The organism is Stenotrophomonas sp. AB1(2024), assembly GCF_037482345.1.
In the GTDB taxonomy this organism is placed as follows: Bacteria; Pseudomonadota; Gammaproteobacteria; order Xanthomonadales; family Xanthomonadaceae; genus Stenotrophomonas.
Window position 1 is genome coordinate 2149930 of record NZ_JBBHKO020000001.1, and the last position, 20484, is coordinate 2170413.

At 67.7% G+C, this 20484-nt stretch carries 23 protein-coding genes and 1 pseudogene; 15 read left to right on the forward strand and 9 right to left on the reverse strand.

Features of this window, described 5'->3' with window-relative positions:
* Positions 1–252: 252 nt before the first annotated feature.
* The 6 genes and pseudogenes from WIX41_RS09835 to WIX41_RS09860 form a co-directional block, all read left to right on the forward strand.
* A pseudogene (locus tag WIX41_RS09835) lies at positions 253–423 on the forward strand (GlcNAc-transferase family protein); the annotation flags it as partial.
* Positions 424–470: 47 nt separating this feature from the next.
* Positions 471–653, forward strand: a complete 183-nt coding sequence (locus WIX41_RS09840) for a hypothetical protein (RefSeq protein WP_339449500.1) — start codon at positions 471–473, stop codon at positions 651–653.
* Between the two features lie 33 nt (positions 654–686).
* Entirely contained in the window at positions 687–1748 is a 1062-nt protein-coding gene (locus WIX41_RS09845; protein WP_339447057.1) for a two-component system sensor histidine kinase NtrB, read from the forward strand.
* Entirely contained in the window at positions 1738–3186 is a 1449-nt protein-coding gene (ntrC, locus tag WIX41_RS09850) for a nitrogen regulation protein NR(I) (RefSeq protein WP_339447059.1), read from the forward strand. Before WIX41_RS09845 ends, ntrC begins: the two co-directional genes overlap by 11 nt.
* Positions 3187–3277: 91 nt before the next feature.
* Positions 3278–3847: a superoxide dismutase family protein gene (locus WIX41_RS09855; protein ID WP_339447061.1), complete on the forward strand. Its 570-nt coding sequence runs from the start codon at positions 3278–3280 to the stop codon at positions 3845–3847.
* Positions 3848–3900: 53 nt separating this feature from the next.
* Positions 3901–4521: a superoxide dismutase family protein gene (locus WIX41_RS09860; protein ID WP_339447063.1), complete on the forward strand. Its 621-nt coding sequence runs from the start codon at positions 3901–3903 to the stop codon at positions 4519–4521.
* A gap of 176 nt (positions 4522–4697) precedes the next feature.
* Here WIX41_RS09860 and WIX41_RS09865 read toward each other — a convergent pair whose 3' ends face one another.
* Entirely contained in the window at positions 4698–5585 is an 888-nt protein-coding gene (locus WIX41_RS09865) for a hypothetical protein (protein ID WP_339447065.1), read from the reverse strand.
* A gap of 92 nt (positions 5586–5677) precedes the next feature.
* On the opposite strand from WIX41_RS09865, the gene WIX41_RS09870 reads away from it, so the two are divergent.
* Positions 5678–6973 (forward strand): acetyl-CoA C-acetyltransferase, encoded by a 1296-nt coding sequence (locus WIX41_RS09870; RefSeq protein WP_409187358.1) that lies wholly within the window; start codon positions 5678–5680, stop codon positions 6971–6973.
* A gap of 63 nt (positions 6974–7036) precedes the next feature.
* Here WIX41_RS09870 and WIX41_RS09875 read toward each other — a convergent pair whose 3' ends face one another.
* From WIX41_RS09875 to WIX41_RS09885, 3 genes are all read right to left on the reverse strand, one after another.
* Complete coding sequence (locus WIX41_RS09875; RefSeq protein WP_339447069.1) at positions 7037–8350, reverse strand: heme biosynthesis protein HemY; 1314 nt, start codon at positions 8348–8350, stop codon at positions 7037–7039.
* Between the two features lie 3 nt (positions 8351–8353).
* Entirely contained in the window at positions 8354–9325 is a 972-nt protein-coding gene (locus WIX41_RS09880) for a uroporphyrinogen-III C-methyltransferase (protein WP_339447071.1), read from the reverse strand.
* A 108-nt stretch (positions 9326–9433) separates the two neighbouring features.
* On the reverse strand, positions 9434–10210 hold the full coding sequence (locus WIX41_RS09885; RefSeq protein ID WP_339447073.1) for a uroporphyrinogen-III synthase: 777 nt from the start codon (positions 10208–10210) through the stop codon (positions 9434–9436).
* A 43-nt stretch (positions 10211–10253) separates the two neighbouring features.
* On the opposite strand from WIX41_RS09885, the gene WIX41_RS09890 reads away from it, so the two are divergent.
* The 5 genes from WIX41_RS09890 to WIX41_RS09910 all read left to right on the forward strand — a co-directional run bounded on the left by WIX41_RS09890 (position 10254) and on the right by WIX41_RS09910 (position 13366).
* Positions 10254–10724 carry a YiiD C-terminal domain-containing protein gene (locus tag WIX41_RS09890; protein WP_339447075.1) on the forward strand — a complete coding sequence of 157 codons (471 nt, stop codon included), beginning with the start codon at positions 10254–10256 and terminating at the stop codon, positions 10722–10724.
* Positions 10725–10755: 31 nt separating this feature from the next.
* Positions 10756–11190 carry a hypothetical protein gene (locus WIX41_RS09895; protein WP_339447077.1) on the forward strand — a complete coding sequence of 145 codons (435 nt, stop codon included), beginning with the start codon at positions 10756–10758 and terminating at the stop codon, positions 11188–11190.
* A gap of 73 nt (positions 11191–11263) precedes the next feature.
* A complete protein-coding gene (locus WIX41_RS09900; RefSeq protein WP_409187359.1) occupies positions 11264–11701 on the forward strand; it encodes a rhodanese-like domain-containing protein in 438 nt (145 codons plus the stop codon).
* Between the two features lie 103 nt (positions 11702–11804).
* Complete coding sequence (secB, locus tag WIX41_RS09905) at positions 11805–12320, forward strand: protein-export chaperone SecB (RefSeq protein WP_313342263.1); 516 nt, start codon at positions 11805–11807, stop codon at positions 12318–12320.
* A 20-nt stretch (positions 12321–12340) separates the two neighbouring features.
* Positions 12341–13366, forward strand: coding sequence for an NAD(P)H-dependent glycerol-3-phosphate dehydrogenase (locus tag WIX41_RS09910; protein ID WP_339447087.1), 1026 nt, complete (start codon positions 12341–12343; stop codon positions 13364–13366).
* A 260-nt stretch (positions 13367–13626) separates the two neighbouring features.
* On the opposite strand, the gene WIX41_RS09915 is transcribed toward WIX41_RS09910, so the two are convergent.
* On the reverse strand, positions 13627–14199 hold the full coding sequence (locus tag WIX41_RS09915; RefSeq protein ID WP_409187483.1) for an Ax21 family protein: 573 nt from the start codon (positions 14197–14199) through the stop codon (positions 13627–13629).
* A gap of 312 nt (positions 14200–14511) precedes the next feature.
* On the opposite strand from WIX41_RS09915, the gene WIX41_RS09920 reads away from it, so the two are divergent.
* On the forward strand, positions 14512–14997 hold the full coding sequence (locus tag WIX41_RS09920; RefSeq protein WP_339447091.1) for a helix-turn-helix domain-containing protein: 486 nt from the start codon (positions 14512–14514) through the stop codon (positions 14995–14997).
* A 182-nt stretch (positions 14998–15179) separates the two neighbouring features.
* Here WIX41_RS09920 and WIX41_RS09925 read toward each other — a convergent pair whose 3' ends face one another.
* Together WIX41_RS09925 and WIX41_RS09930 are read right to left on the reverse strand one after the other, a co-directional pair.
* The gene (locus WIX41_RS09925; RefSeq protein WP_339447093.1) at positions 15180–16109 is read right to left on the reverse strand and encodes an alpha/beta fold hydrolase; all 930 of its coding nucleotides are present in this window, start codon (positions 16107–16109) and stop codon (positions 15180–15182) included.
* Positions 16110–16136: 27 nt separating this feature from the next.
* Entirely contained in the window at positions 16137–16886 is a 750-nt protein-coding gene (locus WIX41_RS09930) for an SDR family oxidoreductase (RefSeq protein ID WP_339447097.1), read from the reverse strand.
* Positions 16887–16990: 104 nt separating this feature from the next.
* Between WIX41_RS09930 and WIX41_RS09935 the strand changes: the two genes are divergently transcribed.
* Positions 16991–17905 carry a LysR family transcriptional regulator gene (locus WIX41_RS09935; protein ID WP_339447099.1) on the forward strand — a complete coding sequence of 305 codons (915 nt, stop codon included), beginning with the start codon at positions 16991–16993 and terminating at the stop codon, positions 17903–17905.
* Positions 17906–17938: 33 nt separating this feature from the next.
* Here WIX41_RS09935 and WIX41_RS09940 read toward each other — a convergent pair whose 3' ends face one another.
* Together WIX41_RS09940 and WIX41_RS09945 are read right to left on the reverse strand one after the other, a co-directional pair.
* Positions 17939–18859: an alpha/beta hydrolase gene (locus WIX41_RS09940; RefSeq protein WP_339447101.1), complete on the reverse strand. Its 921-nt coding sequence runs from the start codon at positions 18857–18859 to the stop codon at positions 17939–17941.
* Between the two features lie 43 nt (positions 18860–18902).
* Positions 18903–19727, reverse strand: a complete 825-nt coding sequence (locus WIX41_RS09945; protein ID WP_339447103.1) for an alpha/beta fold hydrolase — start codon at positions 19725–19727, stop codon at positions 18903–18905.
* 214 nt (positions 19728–19941) lie between these two features.
* On the opposite strand from WIX41_RS09945, the gene WIX41_RS09950 reads away from it, so the two are divergent.
* Positions 19942–20475 carry a hypothetical protein gene (locus WIX41_RS09950; protein ID WP_339447105.1) on the forward strand — a complete coding sequence of 178 codons (534 nt, stop codon included), beginning with the start codon at positions 19942–19944 and terminating at the stop codon, positions 20473–20475.
* Positions 20476–20484 lie beyond the last annotated feature (9 nt).

Genomic DNA, 20484 nt, shown 5'->3' on the forward strand with positions numbered 1-20484 from the left:
ATGCAGGCGGCATGATGCGGCGCGCAGCACCAGCGTCTGCGGCGGCAACGGCTATGCCCGTGCCCAGCAGAAGCGTGCTCGGAATACGTGCGCTCATGGAGTTCTCCCATTCCCTGGCGGAACTGCCAGGGAGGGAGATGGTGCCGCTGCAGATGGCATCACTCTCTAGTACTTTTCCTATGTTCGTAGCGTTTGAGAATTGTGTGTTTGACGTCGCAGACCGCACACAGGTCACAGGCACACACTCTCTGCATGACTGGTCAGCGCCGTGTATTCGTTCAAATTCCAAGTAACAGGGACCGGCAACTCATCCCGACCTTGATTGACCTGATCGAGAACGCCTCGGCACCCGTCGCGATTCGTGTTGTGGTGTGCTGGCAGCATGGGCCGGATGAAGACCTTGCGGCTCACCCACCTGCGTTCTGGCCGGAGACTTATCCTGAAGGCCGCCAGGAGCAGCCGAGGTCGTCGTGGTCAAGGATCTCTCAGGGCAGGAGATCATCACGCTCGTTGCGAGCGGTACGCTGGCATTCGTGTACGAGCATTCCTCCAATCCCCAGGGCCTCCCTGCTGCATTCGGTGTGGAAGCCGCTACCAACCACCCGGATGCCGAGCGGTTCTTCTCCGTGACCGCGCAAGACGTACGGGATTGAGCAACGCCCCCCTTTTTGCACTACATTGGTGCAATGACCCCCGCACCACCGTCTCCATCCCTTGATGTCCTTGGCACTCCGGTGGCCTGGGCCGATGCTGAAGGCCGCGTCGCTGGCTGCAACCCTGCCTTTGCGCGCTGGCTGGGGGTGAGCGTGCGGCGCCTGCTGGGCCAGCCGCTGGTCTCGCTGGAAGTTCAAGGCGAAGCGCTGGCCCACTTCCTGGCACGCGGCGAACGCGACACCCTGCGCCTGCATCGGCTGGCGCTGGCCCTGCCGGGCGAAGCTCCGCGCTTTGCCGAGGGCTGGTTGAGCCGGCATGAGGAAGACGGCTGGCTGCTGGAAGCGCACCCGGTGGACGAGTTCCCCGGGCTGGACCCCACCCAGGCCCTGCCCAGCGCGTTGAGCGCAGCCCTGAAAGGGCTGGCCCATGAGCTGCGCAATCCGCTGGCCGGCCTGAAAGGCGCGGCCCAACTGCTGGCCCGGCGCAGCACCCAGCGCGACCCGGAAGAGCGCGAACTGATCGAGCTGATCGGGTCGGAAATCGAACGCCTGAACGGGCTGCTGGAACAGCTGCTGTCGCCGGCCCCGGCCGCGCCGCACGCCCCGCTCAACATCCACGCGTCGCTGGAACGCGTGCTGCGCCTGGCCGAGAACGAGGGCGGCTGGGCGGTGCGGCTGCAGCGCGACTACGACCCCAGCATTCCCGAATTCGATGGCGACGCCGACCGCCTCACCCAGGCGGTGTGGAACCTGGTGCGCAATGCGATCCAGGCCGGGGCCGGTACCGTCACCCTGCGTACCCGGGTGGAACATGGCGTGCGCATCGGCGACCAGCTGCAGCCGATGGCGCTGCGCCTGGAAATCGCCGATGACGGCCGTGGCGTGCCCGAGGCGCTGGCCGAACACCTGTTCCTGCCGCTGGTCAGCGGCCGCGCCGAAGGCACCGGGCTGGGCCTGGCGCTGGCCCAGCAGGTGGCGCGCGAACACCGGGGCACGCTGACCTACCGCTCGCGCCCTGGCCATACCGTATTCACCGTGCAGCTGCCGATCGGGCAGGGCACCCCCGCTGCCGAGGAGACCGCGCATGGCGGCTGACAGCCAGGCCACGGCCCAGCGCGTCTGGGTGGTGGATGACGACCGTGCGGTGCGTTTCGTGCTGTGCACGGCGCTGCGCGATGCCGGTTACGCCGTTGAGGGCTTCGATGGCGCGGCAGCGGCATTGGACATGCTGGCCACCCAGCCGCCACCGGACCTGCTGTTCACCGACGTGCGCATGCCCGGCGATGATGGCCTGGTGTTGCTGGACAAGCTCAAGGCCGCGCACCCGCAACTGCCGGTGATCGTGATGTCGGCCTATACCGATGTGACCAGTACCGCCGGTGCGTTCCGTGGCGGTGCGCAGGAATTCCTCTCCAAGCCTTTCGACCTCGACGATGCGGTGGCATTGGCGCAGCGCGTGCTGCCGGCGCCGGACACCACCGTGGCCGAGCGCAGCCCAACGCCGGTAGACCCCGCGCCCGACCAGCGCCCGCAGCTGGTCGGTGATACGCCGGCGATGCGCGCGCTGTTCCGCGCCATCGGCCGGCTGGCGCAGGCGCCGCTGTCGGTGCTGATCAACGGTGAAACCGGTACCGGCAAGGAACTGGTGGCGCATGCGCTGCACCACGAATCGCCGCGTGCGCAGGGCCCGTTCGTGGCGCTCAACACGGCGGCCATTCCGTCCGAACTTCTGGAAAGCGAGTTGTTCGGCCACGAAGCCGGCGCCTTTACCGGGGCGCAGCGCCGCCACGTGGGGCGCTTCGAGCAGGCCAACGGCGGCACGCTGTTCCTGGATGAAATCGGCGACATGCCGCTGCCGTTGCAGACCCGCCTGCTGCGCGTGCTGGCCGAAGGCGAGTTCTTCCGCGTCGGCGGCCGCGAGCTGATCCGGGTGGACGTGCGTGTCATCGCCGCCACCCACCAGGATCTGGAAACGCTGGTAGCGCAGGGCCGCTTCCGCGCCGATCTGCTGCACCGGCTGGACGTGGTGCGGCTGCGGCTGCCGCCACTGCGCGAGCGCCGCGACGACATCGTGCAGCTGGCCGACACCTTCCTGGCTGCCGCCGCGCGCAAGTTGGACACGCCTCCCAAGCGGCTCACCGCCGCCGCATTGCAGGCGCTGCGCGAGCACGACTGGCCGGGCAACGTGCGCGAGCTGGAGAACGTGTGCTGGCGCATGGCCGCGCTGGCCGCCTCGGACACCATCGGCGTGGCCGACGTGGACAGCGCGCTGCACCGCGGCGCCGGCGCCAGCCCGCGCGCGCAGGGCGATCCCGGCCATTGGGAAACCCTGTTGTCGGCGTGGGCGCGGCAGCGCCTGGCCGAAGGTGCCGAAGGCCTGCATGCGCAGGTGCGTGAACGGGTGGACCAGGCGCTGCTGGAAGCGGCGTTGCAGATCACCCATGGCCGCCGTGCCGAAGCCGCCGCGCGCCTGGGCATGGGCCGCAACACGCTGACCCGCAAGCTGGGCGCGGGACGCCGGCGCGGCGGATGAATCCCTGTTCATGGGCCGTGCGAACCGCGTGGTGGCGCCTTTCATGGTCCGTGGACGACCGTAACGTTAGTTTGCAGCCAAGGAGTCTCCGATGCGTCGTTCCCATCTCGCCCTGCTGATGCCGTCATTGCTGGTGCTGGCCGCCTGCGGCACCGCGCCCGAGCAGCGCCCCGCGCCGGTGCCCACCGTGCCGGTAGTGAGCACCGCCAAGCTGGCTGAAGCCAACCTGGCGCCGGCCTCGGCCAGCATAGTCAGTGGCCGCCTGGCGCTGGTGCCCGATGCGCGCGGTGTGCACATCACCGGCACCATTGGCGGCCTGCAGCCGCTGCAGACCGCCGCGTTCCACGTGCATGAGCGCGGCGATTGCAGTGCCGTTGACGCCAGCAGTGCAGGGCCGCATTTCAATCCGGCCAACCAGCCGCATGGCCGCAACAGCGCGGGTGCGCATCACGCTGGCGACATGGACAACCTGCGCGCCGACGCGCAGGGCCGGGTCAATGTCGATGTGCGCCTGCCAGGCGTTACCCTCGGCGGTGGTGCGGCGACCGATATCGTGGGTCGCGCACTGGTGGTGCATGCCAACGCCGACGATTACCGCAGCCAGCCTGCAGGTAACGCCGGCGCCCGAATCGCCTGCGGCGTCATCCGGGTCACGCGCTGAACGCGCTGCCCACCGACGTCGCTTTTTCCCTCGTTACCTGCAAGGAGATCCACATGCGTCTGATCCATACCTCGTTGTTCGCCGCCATCGCCGCCATCGGCCTGACCGCCTGCAACAAGCCGGCCGATGCGCCGGCCGATGCCGCCACCCCGCCGATCGCCGAAACCGCGCGCACCACCGAAGCGCCGCCGGCCATGACCAGCGAAGCCCATGCCAACCACAGCGCCGTGGCCGACCTGGCGCCGACCCAGGGCAATGACGTCAAGGGCACCGTGACCTTCAGCGTCGTCGACGGCAAGGCCCACGTGAAAGGCCAGGTCAGCGGCCTGAAGCCGAACAGTGAACACGGCTTCCACATCCATGAGAAGGGCGACTGCAGCGCGCCGAACGGCGACAGCGCCGGCGGCCACTTCAACCCGGCCAAGGAAGACCACGGCAACGTGGCCACCACTCCGCACCACGGTGGCGACATTCCGAACATCAGGGCCGATGCCGAAGGCAATGCGGTGGTGGATGCCGATGTGTCGACCAACGTCAACATCGGTGAAGGCAACGATTTCGACATCATCGGTCGTGGCCTGATCGTGCATGCCGACCCGGATGACTACAAGACCCAGCCGACCGGCAATGCCGGTGCACGCCTGGCGTGTGCGGTCATCAAAGCCGCGCCCTGACGGTGATGCCGGCCATTGGCTGACGGCCGTGAAACCAAAAACGCCGGCGCTGCCGGCGTTTTTGGTTACGTATCCCGGAATGCGATGCAGACCCTCCGGTAGCGCCGGCCGTTGGCCGGCCCGCGTGTTCCTGCCGACGCCGATGAGGGCCGGCCAACGGCCGGCGCTACCGTGGATTACCGGGTCAACAACTCCCGCGCATCCTGTCCGGCTTCGCAGTGCACGAACAGCACCGGCAGCCCATGCGCTTCCAGCACGGCGGCCATCTGCCGCTGGCGCATCAGGTATTGGTCGTAGATGCCCTGCAGGCGGTCGCAGTCGCCGGTGCCGTGGCTGTAGAAGTTGCACCACCCCGCCGGATCGAACAGCGCCATACGCACTTCGCCGTCAGCGTATCGAAGCAGCGGCTCCGGGGTGGCATCCAGCCACTGCTCGGACTGCGGCGCCATCAGCGCCGTTTCGATCAGCGGCCACAGCGCGGCCAGGCCCTGGTTGTCGTACTGCATCGACATCATCGCGGCCAGGTCGTTCACCGTGAAATAGCGGGCGTGCTCGATCTGCGCGCCGAACGCGTTCTGCGCCTGCAGGGCGGTATCGGCCTGGGCCATGCCCTGGGCCAGCAGCACCTCTTCCAGCGCCTCGGCCACGGCCGTGGCCTGGGCCACGTCGGTGCCGGTCAGCAGGAACGGCACCACGCGCAGGCCGCCGCCGGTGAGGCTGGCATCGGCCTGGAACGGCAGCGGCACTTCGCCGTCGGCACCGGCGCCGAACGCCAGCAGGCGCGGGCCTTCGTTGCGGCCGGGCGCGCGCATCTGCAGTTCTTCCAGGCGGCGGTGGATCGGCCAGCCCGGGCGCAGCACTTCGGCCGGGTCGAAATGGGCGCCGGCGAACACGAAATCGAGTCCGCTCACGCCGGGCACCAGCTTGGCCAGGTCGCGGCCAACGCGGTCGGCCAGTTCGCCCGCTTGCGCGGATGTCAGGGCCGCGTGGCGGGGGGCGTCTCCTCCGGCCAGTTCCAATGCCAGTACGCCAAGGGCATTCATGCCGGGGTCGGGTTTGCTCATGGGTTCACAGTTGGCCCATCACAGGGCGGCAGCTACACTTGGCCCCATTATGCCTGCTCCTTCGTGCAGGCCATGTTGCAGACACCCCTCCCATGCCAGGTATCTCCATGCCCAACGCTCGTCCCGTCGCCATTCTCGGTGGCGTCCGCATTCCGTTCTGCCGCCAGAACACCGCCTATTCGGACGTTGGCAACCTGGGCATGTCGGTGCGCACGCTGGGTGCGCTGGTGGAACGGTTCGGCCTGCACGGGCAGCAGCTGGGCGAAGTGGCGATGGGCGCGGTGATCAAGCATTCCAGCGACTGGAACCTGGGCCGCGAAGCCACGCTGTCCTCGGGCCTGTCCCCGCTCACCCCGGGCATCACCCTGCAGCGCGCCTGCGGCACCTCGCTGGATACCATCATCGCGGTGGCCAACAAGATCGCGCTGGGCCAGATCGAATCGGGCATCGGCGGCGGTTCGGACACCACCTCCGACGTGCCGATCGTGTATGGCAAGAAGCTGCGCGCGCGCCTGCTGGCGGCCAACCGCGCCAAAAGCACCGGCGACAAGATCAAGGCGATCGTGCGCGGCTTCAAGCTGGGCGAGCTGAAGCCGGAGTTCCCGGGCGTGGCCGAGCCGCGTACCGGCAAGAGCATGGGCGACCACTGCGAAGACATGGCCAAGGAGTGGAACATCTCCCGCGACTCGCAGGACGAGTGGGCGGTGTCCTCGCACAAGAAGCTGGCCGCCGCTTATGAGCGCGGCTTCTTCAATGACCTGATCGCCCCGTTCCGCGGCGTGGAGCGCGACAACATCCTGCGCGCCGACACCTCGCTGGAAAAGCTGGCCACGCTCAAGCCGGCCTTCGACAAGGTGTCCGGGCGCGGCACGCTGACCGCCGCCAACTCCACTCCGCTCACCGACGGCGCCTCGGCGGTGCTGCTGGCCAGCGAGGAATGGGCGCGTGCGCATGGCCACGAGCCGCTGGCCTACCTGCGCGATTCGCAGGTGGCCGCAGTCGATTTCGTGCACGGCGAAGGCCTGCTGATGGCGCCGACCATCGCGGTGCCGGAAATGCTCAAGCGCAACGGCCTGACCCTGCAGGATTTCGACATCTACGAAATCCATGAAGCGTTCGCCGCGCAGGTGCTGTGCACGCTGCGTGCGTGGGAAAGCGAGGATTACTGCCGCAACCGGCTGGGACTGGATGCGCCGCTGGGGCGGATCGACCCGGCCAGGATCAACCCGCTGGGCTCGTCGCTGGCCACCGGCCACCCCTTCGCCGCTACTGGCGCGCGGGTGATCGCTACGGCCGCCAAGCAGCTGGCTGAACGTGGTGGTGGGCGCGCGCTGGTCTCGATCTGCACCGCCGGCGGCATGGGCGTGGTGGCGATCGTCGAACGCTGAGCGTTTCGCATCGCGCAATAAAAAAGGCCGCCCGGATGGGCGGCCTTCTTGTTCCGGACGGCGTTACCGGATCGGGTTGCCGAATTCATCGCGCTCGTCGCGATTGAACTCGCGCACCGGCACCGGCTCGCTCATCAATGATTGTTCTTCAATCGTGGCACGTTCGGGCACTACCGCCGCCACTGGGGCTGCCGGTCGCGCCAGGACTACGCTGTCTTCGCCGCGCTGCTGGCGCAATGCGTTGGCGCAGCACTGGGCGGCCAACGCCGGTTCACCGCGCGCGGTGAATACCTCGCCCAGGGCTTCCCAGGCGGTCGGGCCGGCACCGGCGGCAATCGCCCGGTGCAGGTAGTCCTCGGCCTGCACGTGCTCGCCCTGGCGCGTGGCGATGCGGCCCAGCGCCAGCAGCAGGGCCGGGCTGGACGGCTGCTGGCCCAGCCAGCGCTGCAGGTTGGCGTGGCGGGTGGCCAGCTTTTCCACCGGCATCTGCCCGTACAACGTCACCAGCGATTCGTCCCAGCGCGTATCCAGCGCCTGTTCCAGGTTGAGCAGGGCCGGTTCATCCCAATCCAGTGCCACCGCGCGCAGCGCGTAGGCCGAGACCACATCCGGGTCGCTGCGCAGCGCCTTCGGGGTGGCTTCCCACTGCGCGGCCAGCGCATTCACATCGCCCGCTTCCAGCAGCGACTGCGCCGCCAGGCGGATTTCCAGTTCGGCAACCGCGTCATCGGGCAACACCTTCTGCTTGCGCAGCGCGCCCAGCTGGCCGTAGGCCTCATGCGCACGATCAGCGCGCGCCAGCGCTTCGGTGCGCAGCCACAGGCCACGCGGCGGCAGCGGCTGGATGCCGGGGGCGTCCAATGCGTTGATCGCATCCACCGGGCGCTCCCGCTGCAGCAGCCGTTCGGCCTGCAGCAGTGCATGGCTGGTGGCATCGGCAGTGGAAAGGCGCTGCAGGTACTGGTCCACCGCCGCCTCGTCACCGCGCGCCTGCGCGCTGCGCACGGCAGTGACATGGGCCACCGCGCTCACTTCTTCATCTTCGGCGGCGGTGCCCAGCAACTTCTCCGCGCGCTGCCAATGGCCATACTCATACGCCTGCAGGCCTTCGATCAACCGCGCACGGCCCTGCTTGCGGCGGTAGCGGCCCCAGGCGCGGAACGGCGAGGCCACCAGGCTCCACAACAGCCACAGCACCAGCAGGCCCACCAACACCATCAGCGCCACCTGCGGCACGGTGGAGCGGTAGTCGTTGCCGCCGGCGCGGTAGATCACTTCGCCGTACTGGCGCAGCGATTCGGTGCCCAGCCATTGCGCGGCCACCACGCCCAGCACCACGGCCAGCAGCAGCACCACCACGGATTGAATCGGCTTCATGTATCAACTCCCATCGCGCATGGCGCGCAGTTGCTGCAGGGTGCTGCCCAGTTCGGGCAGCGGCGGGCGTAACACTTGGGCGCGCAACTGCTGCAGTTCAGCACGACGCTCGCGCAGGCCGGGTGAATCCGGCCACAGCCGCGGCATCCACTGCGCCACGCGATCCAGCGCCTGCTCGAAACCGGCCTGGTCGCCGCGTTCGACAGCGGCGCGGGCCAGGGTCAACTCCAGCTGCAGCGAATCCCACGCGGCGGTGCGCTCGGCATGGGTGAGCGGGCCCTGGACGGTGGTCGGGGTGATGGTCATGAAGGGGGCCAGCACCTGGTGCCACCACGGCGGCGCGGTCGTGTTCGCTGCCGGGGCCACCTGTTCGGGCAACGCCAGCAGCGCGTGCGAGAACGCGCCCAGGCGCTGGTTGATGCCGGCGCGCACGCCCGGGCCGAGCGCATCGACCGCATTGCGTTCCTGCATCAGGGCCTGGCGCAGGTTGAGCAATTCGGTGCCCTGTACGTCTTCCAGCGCGGCGGCCGCCAGCGCATACAACCGCTTGGCGCCCTCCACGTCATCGGCAAATGCCAGGCGCTGGCCGGCCTGGCTGAGCAGCAGCTCGGCCTCTTCCAGCTGCAGCGCCTGGGCGCTGTGGCGGGTGCTGTCGGCCAGCCGCGCCAGGTTCTCTTCCAGCAGCGCATTGCGCTGGCTCAGGCCAAGCATTTCATCGCGCAGCACCCGGTTGGTGGCCGCTGCATCCTGCACCCGCTGCGAGGTGGAACGCTGGTCGCGGCGCAGCGCTTCCACGCTGCCGGCCAGGCCCTGCACCAGCACGTTGGCATCGGCCTCGCGCTGTGCGGTTCGCGCCTGCTGGGCCTGCCACTGGTTCCAGCCCCAGCCGGCACCACCCACCATCACCGCAAGCGCGGCAAGCGGCAGGATCCAGCGCAGCGGTCGGTGGGGCGGGGGAGGAACAACGTCGTTCATGCAGGCATCCTTGTCGATCGCGCCGGTGCATTTACGAGCTGGCGATCGATGAGGTGCACAGCATCGCTCGCCGCCCGAGGGCGCTGCAAGGCCGAACACGACCCCTGTTCAGGAAGTTGCGGTAGTGGTGATCGCCGCGTGTGCGGCCTGGGCCAGCTGCACCGGCAACGGGCCGTCGGCCAGGGTGACCCGGGCGAACCCTGCATCCGTGGCCAATGCGGCCAACCGTGCGCTGGCCGCTACCACGCGTGCCTGGCGCAGGCGCGCCAGCAGGTCCGGCGGTGACTGGTCGACGAGCAGGGACAGCGCCTCGGCACTGCTCAGTGCCAGTACCCAGGGCCCCGGCTGGCGGCGTAGCCGCTGCAGTTGCCGGGGCGGCAGCCGCAGCGTCCTGCGACGGTAGACATCCACCCGCTCCAGCGTGGCACCGCGTACCTGCAGCGTATCGGCAATGATCCCGCGCCCTCCCGGCGCGGTGACCAGCGCCGCGCGCAGGCCCTGCAGCTTCGCCAGCGCGGGCAGGTCGAGCAGGCCTTCGCTGTCCATCCGGGTCGGCGCGACGATCTCGGCAGCGCCGTGCCCGCGCAGCGCAGCGGCCGTGCCGGCGCCCACCGCCAGCCAGATGCCTGCATGTGGCCCCGCCAGCGGCTGCAGCCGCGCCGCCGCGTGCACCGCCGCCGGGCTGCTGAACACCACCCGGTCGGCGCCGAGGGCGCGGGCCAGGGCGGTACGGGTACTCTCGTCGTGCTGGGCGACCAGCGCCCAGGGCGACAAGCCGACCACCTGCGCGCCCAGCGATTGCGCCGCCCGCCGCAGCGGTGCGTGCTGGCCGCGTGGGCGCAGCGACACCAGGGTCCAATCCGGCACATGTGCGTGGCTGTTCATTGCGGGCATTATGCGAGGCCTTCGCTGCAACGTCGCCGTACCGATGTCTGAACATGATTCCCTTCCCGCGCACCTGACCGCGCTGCAGCAGGTGCTGGAGCGCATGCCGCCGGTGGCGGCCATGCAGATCCACGTGGATGCCTATGCCGACGGCAGGCTGAGCCTGCGCGCGCCGTTGGCCGCCAACGTCAACGACAAGGGCAACGCCTTCGGTGGCAGCCTGTCCTCGGCACTGACCCTGTCCGGCTGGGCGCTGGTCACCCTGCGCCTGCGCCTGGCCGGCTTCGACGCCGACGTGTATGTGGCCGACAGCCATGTGCGCTACCTGGCCCCGGTCTATGACGACCTGCAGGCCCAGGCGCACGCGGCGGACGATGCCGACTGGGACACCTTCCTGGCCACCTTCGCCCAGCGCGGCAAGGCCCGTATCGAGGTGGTGGCCCGTCAGCCCGGCGAGGCCGGCAAACCGGCGGCTGAACTGACCGGACGTTTCGTTGCCTTCGCAAGGCGGTAGGATGGGCGCCTTGCCGATTGGGGGAATTCGCATGCGTCGTACCATTCAGATCCTGCTGCTGGCCTTGCTGGCACTGACCAGCGTGTCGGCGTTCGCTGCCGAGCAGAAGACAAGCAAGAAGCAGCGCAAGCAGCTGGAAGAAATCCAGGTCAAGTACGACTCGACCATGCGCTGGGGCACCGTCGAGGACATGCTGCCTTACCTGGACCCGGCCTACGCCAAGGAACACCCGCTGACCGACCTGGAAATGCGTCGTTTCGAGCAGGTGAAGATCTCCAGCTACCGCGCCGCGGACAACGTGCCGCTGCCCGATGGCCGGATCGGCCGCAATGCCGAAGTCCGGGTGATCAACCTCAACACCCAGTCCGAGCGCTCGGTCCGGGTCAAGGAAATCTGGCGCTGGGACGCCGAGGGCAAGCGCTGGCTGCAGGCCAACGGGCTGCCCGACCTGTGGCAGGAATCCTGAGCCACCAGCCCGCCAGGCGCCGGTTCGCCCGCATGTGCGACAATCGGCGCCCGCTAATCGACCCGTGATCCAAGTGAATTACGAAGAGTTGCTGGCTTTTGCCGGCCGAAATCCGATGTTGTCGATGGCCTTCGTGGGCCTGACCGTAGCCATCCTCGTCACCGAAGTACGGCGCCTGCTGCGCGGCTACAGGTCGATCAAGCCGGCCGAACTGACCCAGCTGATCAATGCTGGCGGGGCGGTCGTGATCGATCTGTCGGCGGGCACCGATTTCGAGAAGGGCCATATTGCCGGCAGCCGCAACGTGCAGCCTGCCCAGTTCGGGCCCGAGCACAAGCTGGTGGCCAACGCCAGGCAGAGCCCGGTCGTGCTGGTGTGCCGCACCGGCACCGCCTCGGAAACCGCCGCCAAGGCCTTGAAGAAGGCCGGTTTCGAACAGGTGCACGTGCTCGACGGCGGCCTTCCCGCCTGGCAGCAGGCCGAGTTGCCGCTGGTCAAGGGCCGCAACTGATTTTGCCCGGGTTGCGCGGCATGCCTTGTGTGCGCCGCCACACGCCCCCATCGCAGGGCATGTAACAATCTAATTTACTGCACTTATTCTGGAGCAACAGGAAATGTCCGAAGAGAACACCAACGGCGCCATCGCGCCGGCCGACGCCGCTACCGGCCCCGCGTTCACCGTCGAGAAGATCTACGTCAAGGACGTTTCCTTCGAATCGCCCAACGCCCCGGCCGTGTTCAACGAAGCGGTGCAGCCCGAACTGCAGCTCAACCTGAACCAGCGCGTGCAGCGCCTGGGCGAGAGCGCATTTGAAGTGGTGCTGGCCGTGACCCTGACCTGCAAGGCCGGCGACAAGACCGCCTACGTGGCTGAAGTGCAGCAGGCCGGCGTGTTCGGCCTGGTGGGCCTGGACCCGCAGTCGATCGACGTGCTGCTGGGCACCCAGTGCCCGAACATCCTGTTCCCGTACGTGCGTTCGCTGGTGAGCGAGCTGATCCAGGCCGGCGGCTTCCCGCCGTTCTTCCTGCAGCCGATCAACTTCGAAGGCCTGTACGCCGAAACCCTGCGCCAGCGCCAGGAACAGGGCGAAACCTCGCTCGCCGATTCCGAGCCGGCCGGTAACGCCTGATCGGCGCGGCAGTCGTACCGATGAGCAACAACGCAGACAAGATCGCCGTACTCGGCGCCGGCTCCTGGGGCACCGCCCTGGCGAGCCTGCTTGCGCGGCACGGTCGCCAGACCGTGCTGTGGGGCCGCGATGCGGCGATGGTGGACGCCATCGACCAGCGCCACGAGAACACCCGTTACCTGCCGGGCATTCCGTTGCCGGAATCGCTGCGCGCCACCACCGACCTGGCGGCGGCCGTCAAGGACGCGACGTGGATCCTGGTGGTGGTGCCCTCGCACGCGTTCGGTGAAACCGTGCGCGCGCTGGCCCCGCTGCGCCCGACGGCTGCCGGCGTGGCCTGGGCCACCAAGGGCTTCGAACCCGGCTCGGGGCGTTTCCTGCACGAAGTGGCGCGCGAGGTCCTCGGACCGGACGTGCCGCTGGCGGTGGTGACCGGCCCGTCGTTCGCCAAGGAAGTCACGCTGGGCCTGCCCACCGCGATCACCGTGCACGGCGACGATGCGGACTTCGCCCAACAGGTGGCCGAAGCGATGCATGGCCCGGCCTTCCGCGCCTACACCGGCGATGACATGGTCGGTGCCGAACTCGGTGGCGCCATGAAGAACGTGCTGGCCGTGGCCACCGGCGTGGCCGATGGCATGCAACTGGGCCTCAACGCCCGTGCCGGCCTGATCACCCGCGGCCTGAACGAAATGCTGCGCCTGGCCGCCGCGATCGGAGCCAAGCCCGAGACCCTGATGGGCCTGGCCGGCCTGGGCGACCTGGTGCTCACCTGCACCGGCGACCTCTCGCGCAACCGTCGTCTTGGCTTGGCGCTGGGACGCGGGCAAAGCCTGCAGGATGCCGTGCGCGAGATCGGCCAGGTGGTTGAATCGGTGCAGACCGCCGACGAAGTCATGCGCCAGGCGCGTCGCCACGGCATCGACCTGCCGATCTCCGACCGGGTCCGCGCCGTGCTGCACGGCGAACAGACCCCGGAAGAAGGCCTGCGCGCACTGCTGGCCCGCGAACAGAAACCGGAATACCCGGACACCCTGTTCAAGTGATCGGAAGAACCCCGGCCCAGCCGGGGTTTTTTTTGGACCGATGACGATCACCACGCCGGTAGAGCCGACCGTTGGCCGGCTGCTCTCCGTTCCGGCGATGCGAATCCCCAGAACGCAGAAACCCAGCTTGCGCTGGGTTTCTGCGTGGCACCCCGACGAGGTGGGGCCAGATAAGTGAAGCCCGGCCTACTAAGCCGGGCTTCATGGCGTGAGGGAGAGAGAGATCACGCCATCCAACAACGTACCGTGCAGCGATCGCCTTACCAGGTGAAGCGCGGGCCGACGAACCATTCGCGGTCGCCGCCCTTGGCCAGCTTCACTTCGCCGCTCAGGCCCCAGTTCGGGGTGAACTTGGCCTGGGCACCGACACGGCCATAGAACTCGCCGTCCGGGTTGATGCCGTGCTTCTTGCTGAAATCTTCGTAGCCGGCCAGCGCGTAGCCTTCGATCATCGGGGTGAACGCGGTGCGCACGCCCACTTCGGTGGAGTAGCCGTTGAAGTCCAGGCCGTGCTTCGGGTCGAACTTCTGGTACGCGACGCGGGCCACCAGATCGGTGGTCGGCGCGATGCCGTAGTTGTAGCCGACGCCCACGCGCCACTGGTCAACGTCGGCGTTGCCGCGGTTGAGTTCCTGCGAGGTGTAATCGCCAAAGATGTGGAAGTTCGGCGCCACGGCAACCGAGCCCTTCACGGCCCAGCCGTCGGCATAGCCGCCCTGGGCATCGGTGTTCACATAGCCGCCTTCGGCGTAGTTGTACGACAGGCCATCGGCGGCCGAAGCGGCGAACGGCAGGGCAGCAATCAGGCCCAAGGCAAGCAGGGAGGTCTTCATCATCGGGAACACACCTTTTTATTATTTGGTTTCGCCGACCGTCCCCTCTTGGGGGAGGGGAGAGAGAAGGACGGTCGACAGGTGTGAATTATCCGTTAGGCGCTCTAATCAACCCTGAATATTGAACTGACCGGTACATGAATGAACCGGGCGTTCAGGGAACTACGCCATCTGGTGATGCCTACCCATATGAATTGAACCTCTAAGGTACAAAGGCAGATCCAGAATATGACCTATAGGGTCTATTCCAGCTATTTATTTGTACCCTATAGGGTATATTTGAAGCTCATGAATAGACCATGGAGGTGATAAATGCTGTCCAGACAAGGCTCGCAGATGCGCCGGTTGGCCAGGGCAAAACTAGACGAAATCGGTAACATGCTCCGCGCGCTGTTACCCAGACTTCCACACGCGCCCCGTGGCGGCTGGATTGCCGGGACGCGCGAGGCATTGGGCATGTCCAGATCCGACCTGGCCCGCCGTCTGGGCGTGTCACCGGGCTCCGTGACGAAGCTGGAGATGAGCGAACGTGCCGGGTCCATCCGGATCGATACGCTGCGCCGCGCGGCAAGCGCCATGGACTGCGAACTGGTCATACTGGTGGTGCCCCGTCAGCCGCTCCAATCCATGGTTGACCAGCGCCGCCTCCAGCGCTACGGCGCTGACATTGATCGGGCTGCTACGCATATGAGCCTGGAAGACCAGTCGATCTCTGAAACGATGCGACGGCACCTGCTGCAGCAGGCTGAAGCCGCCATTCCTGACAGCACCTTGTGGCGGGAGTCACCCATTGGCTGATCTGCCGCTGTTCCAGGAGCCACTCGACGAGGGCCAGCCCCCTCTCGACCCTGATGAGGCGCGTGGGTTGAAACTCGGCTGGGTGGCGACGCGCGCGGATCTCAACGACGCCGAAGGTGAAACATTCTTCAGGGAATGCGCTGGGCGAATACTCAAGTCCGGAAGCGGGATGTCGTCGTCGGCTACCTGTCCAGGAAGGCGACCAACGCCGGAATGGTCTGCTGCGGCGCTTCTTCCATCAGCCAATGGCCGGAGCCTTTGACGATCACGCCTTCCACGCGGGTGTCCACCAGCTTGGCCTGGTCGATCAGGAACTGGCCGCCGGCTTTCTCACCGGACAGTACCAGCATCGGCATGTGCAGCGGGGTCTTGGCGAAGCCCGCAAAGTCCTTGGCATCCTGTTCGAAGTTCTTGAAATACTCGAAGCCCGCACGCATGCCACCCGGGCGTGCGTACTCGGACGCATAGAACTGCCGATCGGCCTCGGGCACGGAGTGCGTGCGGTCGGCGGCGAAGTCGTTCCAGAAGTGCTCGAAGTAGGTGCGCTCGCGGCCATCCACCAGCTTCAACGGGGTTTCGCCGTAGAAGTGGAAGTGCCACAGATCGCGCAGCAGCCACACGTGGGTCCAGTCGCCCACGCCGGGCAGGAACGCATCCATCAACACGATGCTGTCCACTTCGTCCGGGTACTGGGCGGCGTACGCGTAAGCCACCATCAGCCCGATGTCATGGCCGACGATCTTGACCTTCGGATGGCCCAGCGACTTCACCAGCGCATGGATATCCTGCGCCAGCGTCTTCTTGTCATAGCCGCCTTCCGGCTTGGAGGACTGCCCGGCACCGCGCAGGTCCGGCGCGATGACCACATGCCGGCCGGCCAGCTGCGGCATCAACGGCCGCCACATGTGGCTGGTTTCGGCATAGCCGTGCAGCAGCACCACCGGCGACTCATCGCCTTGGCCGGCCTGCAGGTAATGCAGGGTGACGCCGTTGACGTTGGCGTTGTGGCTCTGGATGACCGCGCTGTCGGCCGCCTGCGCGGTGGCATGCACGGCCAGCATCAGCACCAGCGCGGCGGCGGCGCGGCGGAACGAACGGGGAAGCAGTTTCATGGCGATCTCCTGGAAAGGGGTGTGGCGTCAGAGCTGGCTCATGCCACCGTCGGCGATGATTTCGGTGCCAACGATGTAGGCCGATTCGGGTGAGGACAGGTGCAGCACGGTGGCGGCGATTTCTTCGGGCGTGCCGAAGCGGCCGAGGGGAATCTGGCTCTGGATCTGGGCAGCGGTGGCATCCAGCGCGGCGGCGTCCAGGCCGAGCTTGGTGTAGATCGGGGTGGCCACCGGGCCCGGGCTGAGTACGTTGACGCGCACGCCGCGCGGCAGCAGTTCGGCCGAGAGCGTCTTGGCCAGCGAGATCACCGCCGCCTTGCTGGCCGCGTACACCGAGGTGTTGGGCATGCCGATACGGGCGTTGATCGAGCCGTTGATGACCACCGACGCGCCCGGGTTGAGCAGCGGCAGCAGCGCCTGCAGCTGGAAGTAGGGGCCCTTGATGTTGGTGTTGAAGATCTGGTCCCACAGCGCTTCGTCCACGTCCGGGTAGGCGGCGAACTTCGCCGCGCCGGCGTTGACGAACACGGCGTCCAGGCGCACCTCGGCGGCGGCCAGGGTCTCGGCCAGGGCGCGCGCGGCGGCGATGTCCCCGGCATCGTTCACCACCGCCAGCGCAGTGCTGCCCACCGCCGCTGCAGCCTGCTCCAGGGCGGCGGCATCGCGGCCGGTGATGACCACACGGGCGCCTTCGGCGGCGAAGGCCTTGGCCGCGGCCAGGCCGATGCCGCTGCTGCCGCCGGTGACAAGGACGGTCTTGTTGCTGAAACGGTTCATGCTGATCTCCTTCGATGCTGGCGTTATGCCGTGAGCCCATGTTGCGCGTGCGTTCTGCTGTTTCCGTGCCACAATCGCGACGAACTCGTTCGAAGGGATCGAACATGTTGTCTGCCGACGAACTGGCCCTGCTGGAAGCCATCCGCGAGAGCGGCAGCCTGTCCCGTGCTGCGGCCCGCTTGGGCAAGGCGCCATCCACGGTGTCGCACGCCGCCCGCCAGCTGGAGGCGCGCTTCGATGCCCTGCTTTTCGACCGCCGCCGCTACCGCCTGCAGCTCACCCCGGCCGGCCACCTGCTGGCCCAGGAAGCGGCACGGCTGATGCTGGACGTATCCCGGCTCACCCGCCGGGTCAAACAGGTGGCCGGCGGCTGGGAAGACCGCCTGTGGATCGTCACCGACGAGATCCTGGAGTTCGATACGCTGCTGCCGGTGATCCAGGCCTTCGACGCGCTCGCCTCCGGAGTCACCCTGCGCATCACCCATGAAGTACTCACCGGCACCTGGGACGCGCTGCGCGATGGGCGCGCGGACCTGGTGGTGGGCGCCACCAACGAGCCGCCGGTGATCCCGGGCCTGCGCTGGTTCGAACTGGGGGTAATGGAATGGGTGTTCGCGGTGGCGCCGCATCACCCGCTGGCCAAGGCCACCGAACCGGTGGATGCCTCAACGGTGCTGCAGCATCGCGCGGTGGTGGTGGCCGATACCTCCCTGAAACTGGACGTGCGCGGCTATGGGGTGCTTGGCGGCCAGCCGTCGCTGGCGGTGCCGAGCATGCACGCCAAGATCCGGGTGCAGTGCGAAGGACTGGGCGTGGGCTGGTTGCCGCGCGAGCGCGTGGCCGGTCTGCTGGCGCGCGGCGACCTGGTCGAAAAGCGCATGGCCGATCCGCGCGAACCCAACCTGCTGTACGTGGCCTGGCGCGGTGATCACCAGGGCCGCGCACTCGACTGGTGGCTGGCGCAGCTCAAGCACGAGCGTCTCGCCTCGCGCCTGGTGAAGGGCATCGAGGTGCGTTGAACCGGCTGCTGCATGATGCGGCGGCGTGCCGGTTCACGCGCTGCGCTCAGTTTCAACGCCCGCTTCGCTGGCCAGGTGCTGCTCGATCCATTGTTTGAAGTCGCGCACCACGCCCTCGCGCCCTGCATCGTTGAGCAGATCGTGCGCATGGTCCTTGTACAGCAGCAGGGTCTTGTCGGCCGAGCCGGCGTTGTCATTGAACACCTGGCTGCCCGCAGGAACGGTGACCTTGTCGGCGGTGCCGTGGGCGATCAGCACCGGCAGGCGCAGGGTGGGGAAGCCGCGCCGCAGCCGGTCGATGCCCACCAGCATCTGCGCGACGGCCAGCGCGGTCTGCTTTTCATTGGCGATGAGCGGATCGGCATTCAACGCGGCCACGACCTCGGGCAACCGCGAGAACTCCTTGTTGGGCAGTTTGAGCACCCGCAGCTTCGGGAACGGGCCACTGAGCCAGCGCACCAGTGCCAGCACCGCGGCAGGTGCAGGGACCTGGAACGCGTAGCTTTCGCAGATCAATCCGGCCAGTTCGTCCTGGTGGGCCAGCGTGTACGCCGACGCGATCACACCGCCGGCGCTGTGCCCGAGCAGGAACACCGGCAGGCCGGGTTCGCGCGCACGCGCCACGTCCAGCAGCGACTGCACGTCGGCCAGGTAATCATCGAAGTGCTCGACGTGGAAGCGCTCGCCGCTGGATCTGCCGCGCCCACGCAGGTCCACCGCGTACACGGCCAAGCCCATCGCAGTGAACTGTGCGGCCGCCCACTGGTAGTGCCCGCTGTGCGAATTGAAGCCCGGCACGATCGCCAGTACCGCGCGCACTTTTCCACTCGGGCGCCAACTGCGGATGAACAGCTCGCGCTCGCCACCGCTGATGAACTCTTCGCTGCGCGACGGCCCGGGTCCGCGCGGGGCCGAGGGCGCGGCGTGCAGGGCGGCAGGGGGTACGGTGTTCATGGTCAGGTCCTCGGAGACGGGGGAGGGGCGGAGGTGCGTGCGCTCAGCTCTGCAGGAAGGCGAGCAGGTCCTGATTGAGCTGTTCCTTGGCGGTATCGCCCAGGCTGTGGCCGCCGCCGGGATAGATCTTCAACTGCGCGCCCTTGATCAACCTGGCCGAGCGCAATGCAGCGGCCTTGATCGGCACGATCTGGTCGTCATCACCATGGATGATCAGGGTGGGAACGTCGAACTTCGCCAGGTCGGTGGTGAAGTCGGTTTCGGAAAACGCCTTGATGCAGTCGTACGCATTCTTGTGGCCCGACTGCATGCCCTGCGCCCACCACGAGCGGATCAACCCTTCGGAGACCTTCGCGCCCGGCCGGTTGAAGCCAAAGAACGGCCCGGTGGCCACGTCCAGGAAGAACTGCGCGCGGTCGGCCAGGTAGGCGCTGCGAAAGCCGTCGAACACGTCGATGGGCAGGCCATCGGGGTTGTCGGCGGTCTTGAGCATGATCGGCGGTACCGCGCCCATGAGTACCGCCTTGGCCACGCGCCCGGTGCCATGCCGGCCGATGTAGCGCGCCACTTCGCCGCCGCCGGTGGAGTGGCCGACCATCGTCACCTCGCGCACGTCCAGGTGCTCGAACAGCTGCGCCAGGTCATCGGCGTAGGTGTCCATGTCGTTGCCGTCCCACGGTTGGCTGGAACGGCCGTGGCCGCGCCGGTCGTGGGCGATGCAGCGATAGCCGTGGCTGGCCAGGAAGAACATCTGCGCTTCCCAGGCGTCGGCATTGAGCGGCCAGCCATGGCTGAAGGACACCACAGGGCCACTGCCCCAGTCCTTGTAGTAGAGGGATGTACCGTCGGACGTGGTGAAGTGGCTCATGGCGGCCTCGGCAGAAGGGGACGTGGGCAGCCTCCCACGCAGGCGCAGGGGCGGCATCGGTCGTTCGGGCGCGCGGTTCCCCCACGCGGGGGCTGCGGCGCCGTCGCCCCCACATGGGGGATCTACGTACAACCCGGCCGGCGGCGGCCATCGGTCCGCACCGGCGCTACACTTGCCAGCAGCACGACGCCGCGCCGTGCACCGGGAGAACGGCATGCTCGACCGCCTGGCAGTGCTGGATGAGATTCTGGAGAGCCACGCCGAAGCGCTGGGCCGGGACTTCCATCCCTACCGCAACCACACCTACCGCGTGGCCAATTTCCACTGGTGCATGCTGCCCGGCACGGTGCACGATCTGTACGCCTTGTCGGTGGCCGCAGCGTTCCATGATCTTGGGATATGGACCGCTGGCACGTTCGATTACCTGGCGCCTTCCGAAGCGCTGGCCCGACAGTACCTGCTCGGGCAGGACCGGCCGGAGCTGGTGCCGGTAGTGGTGGCGATGATCAGCGAGCACCACCGGATCTCGCGCGTACCGCCCGGGCAGGATCGTCGCATCGAGGCGTTCCGCTGCGCCGACTGGATCGATGTATCGCTGGGCCTGCTCCGCTTCAGCCTGCACCCGGATGACTTCACCCGTATCGTGGCGCAGTTTCCGCGGCTGGGGTTCCACCTGCGCCTGGTGCAGTTCTCGCTGCGGCATGGGCTGCGCCATCCGCTGCGGCCGTTGCCGATGATGAAGCGCTAGCGCGTGCGG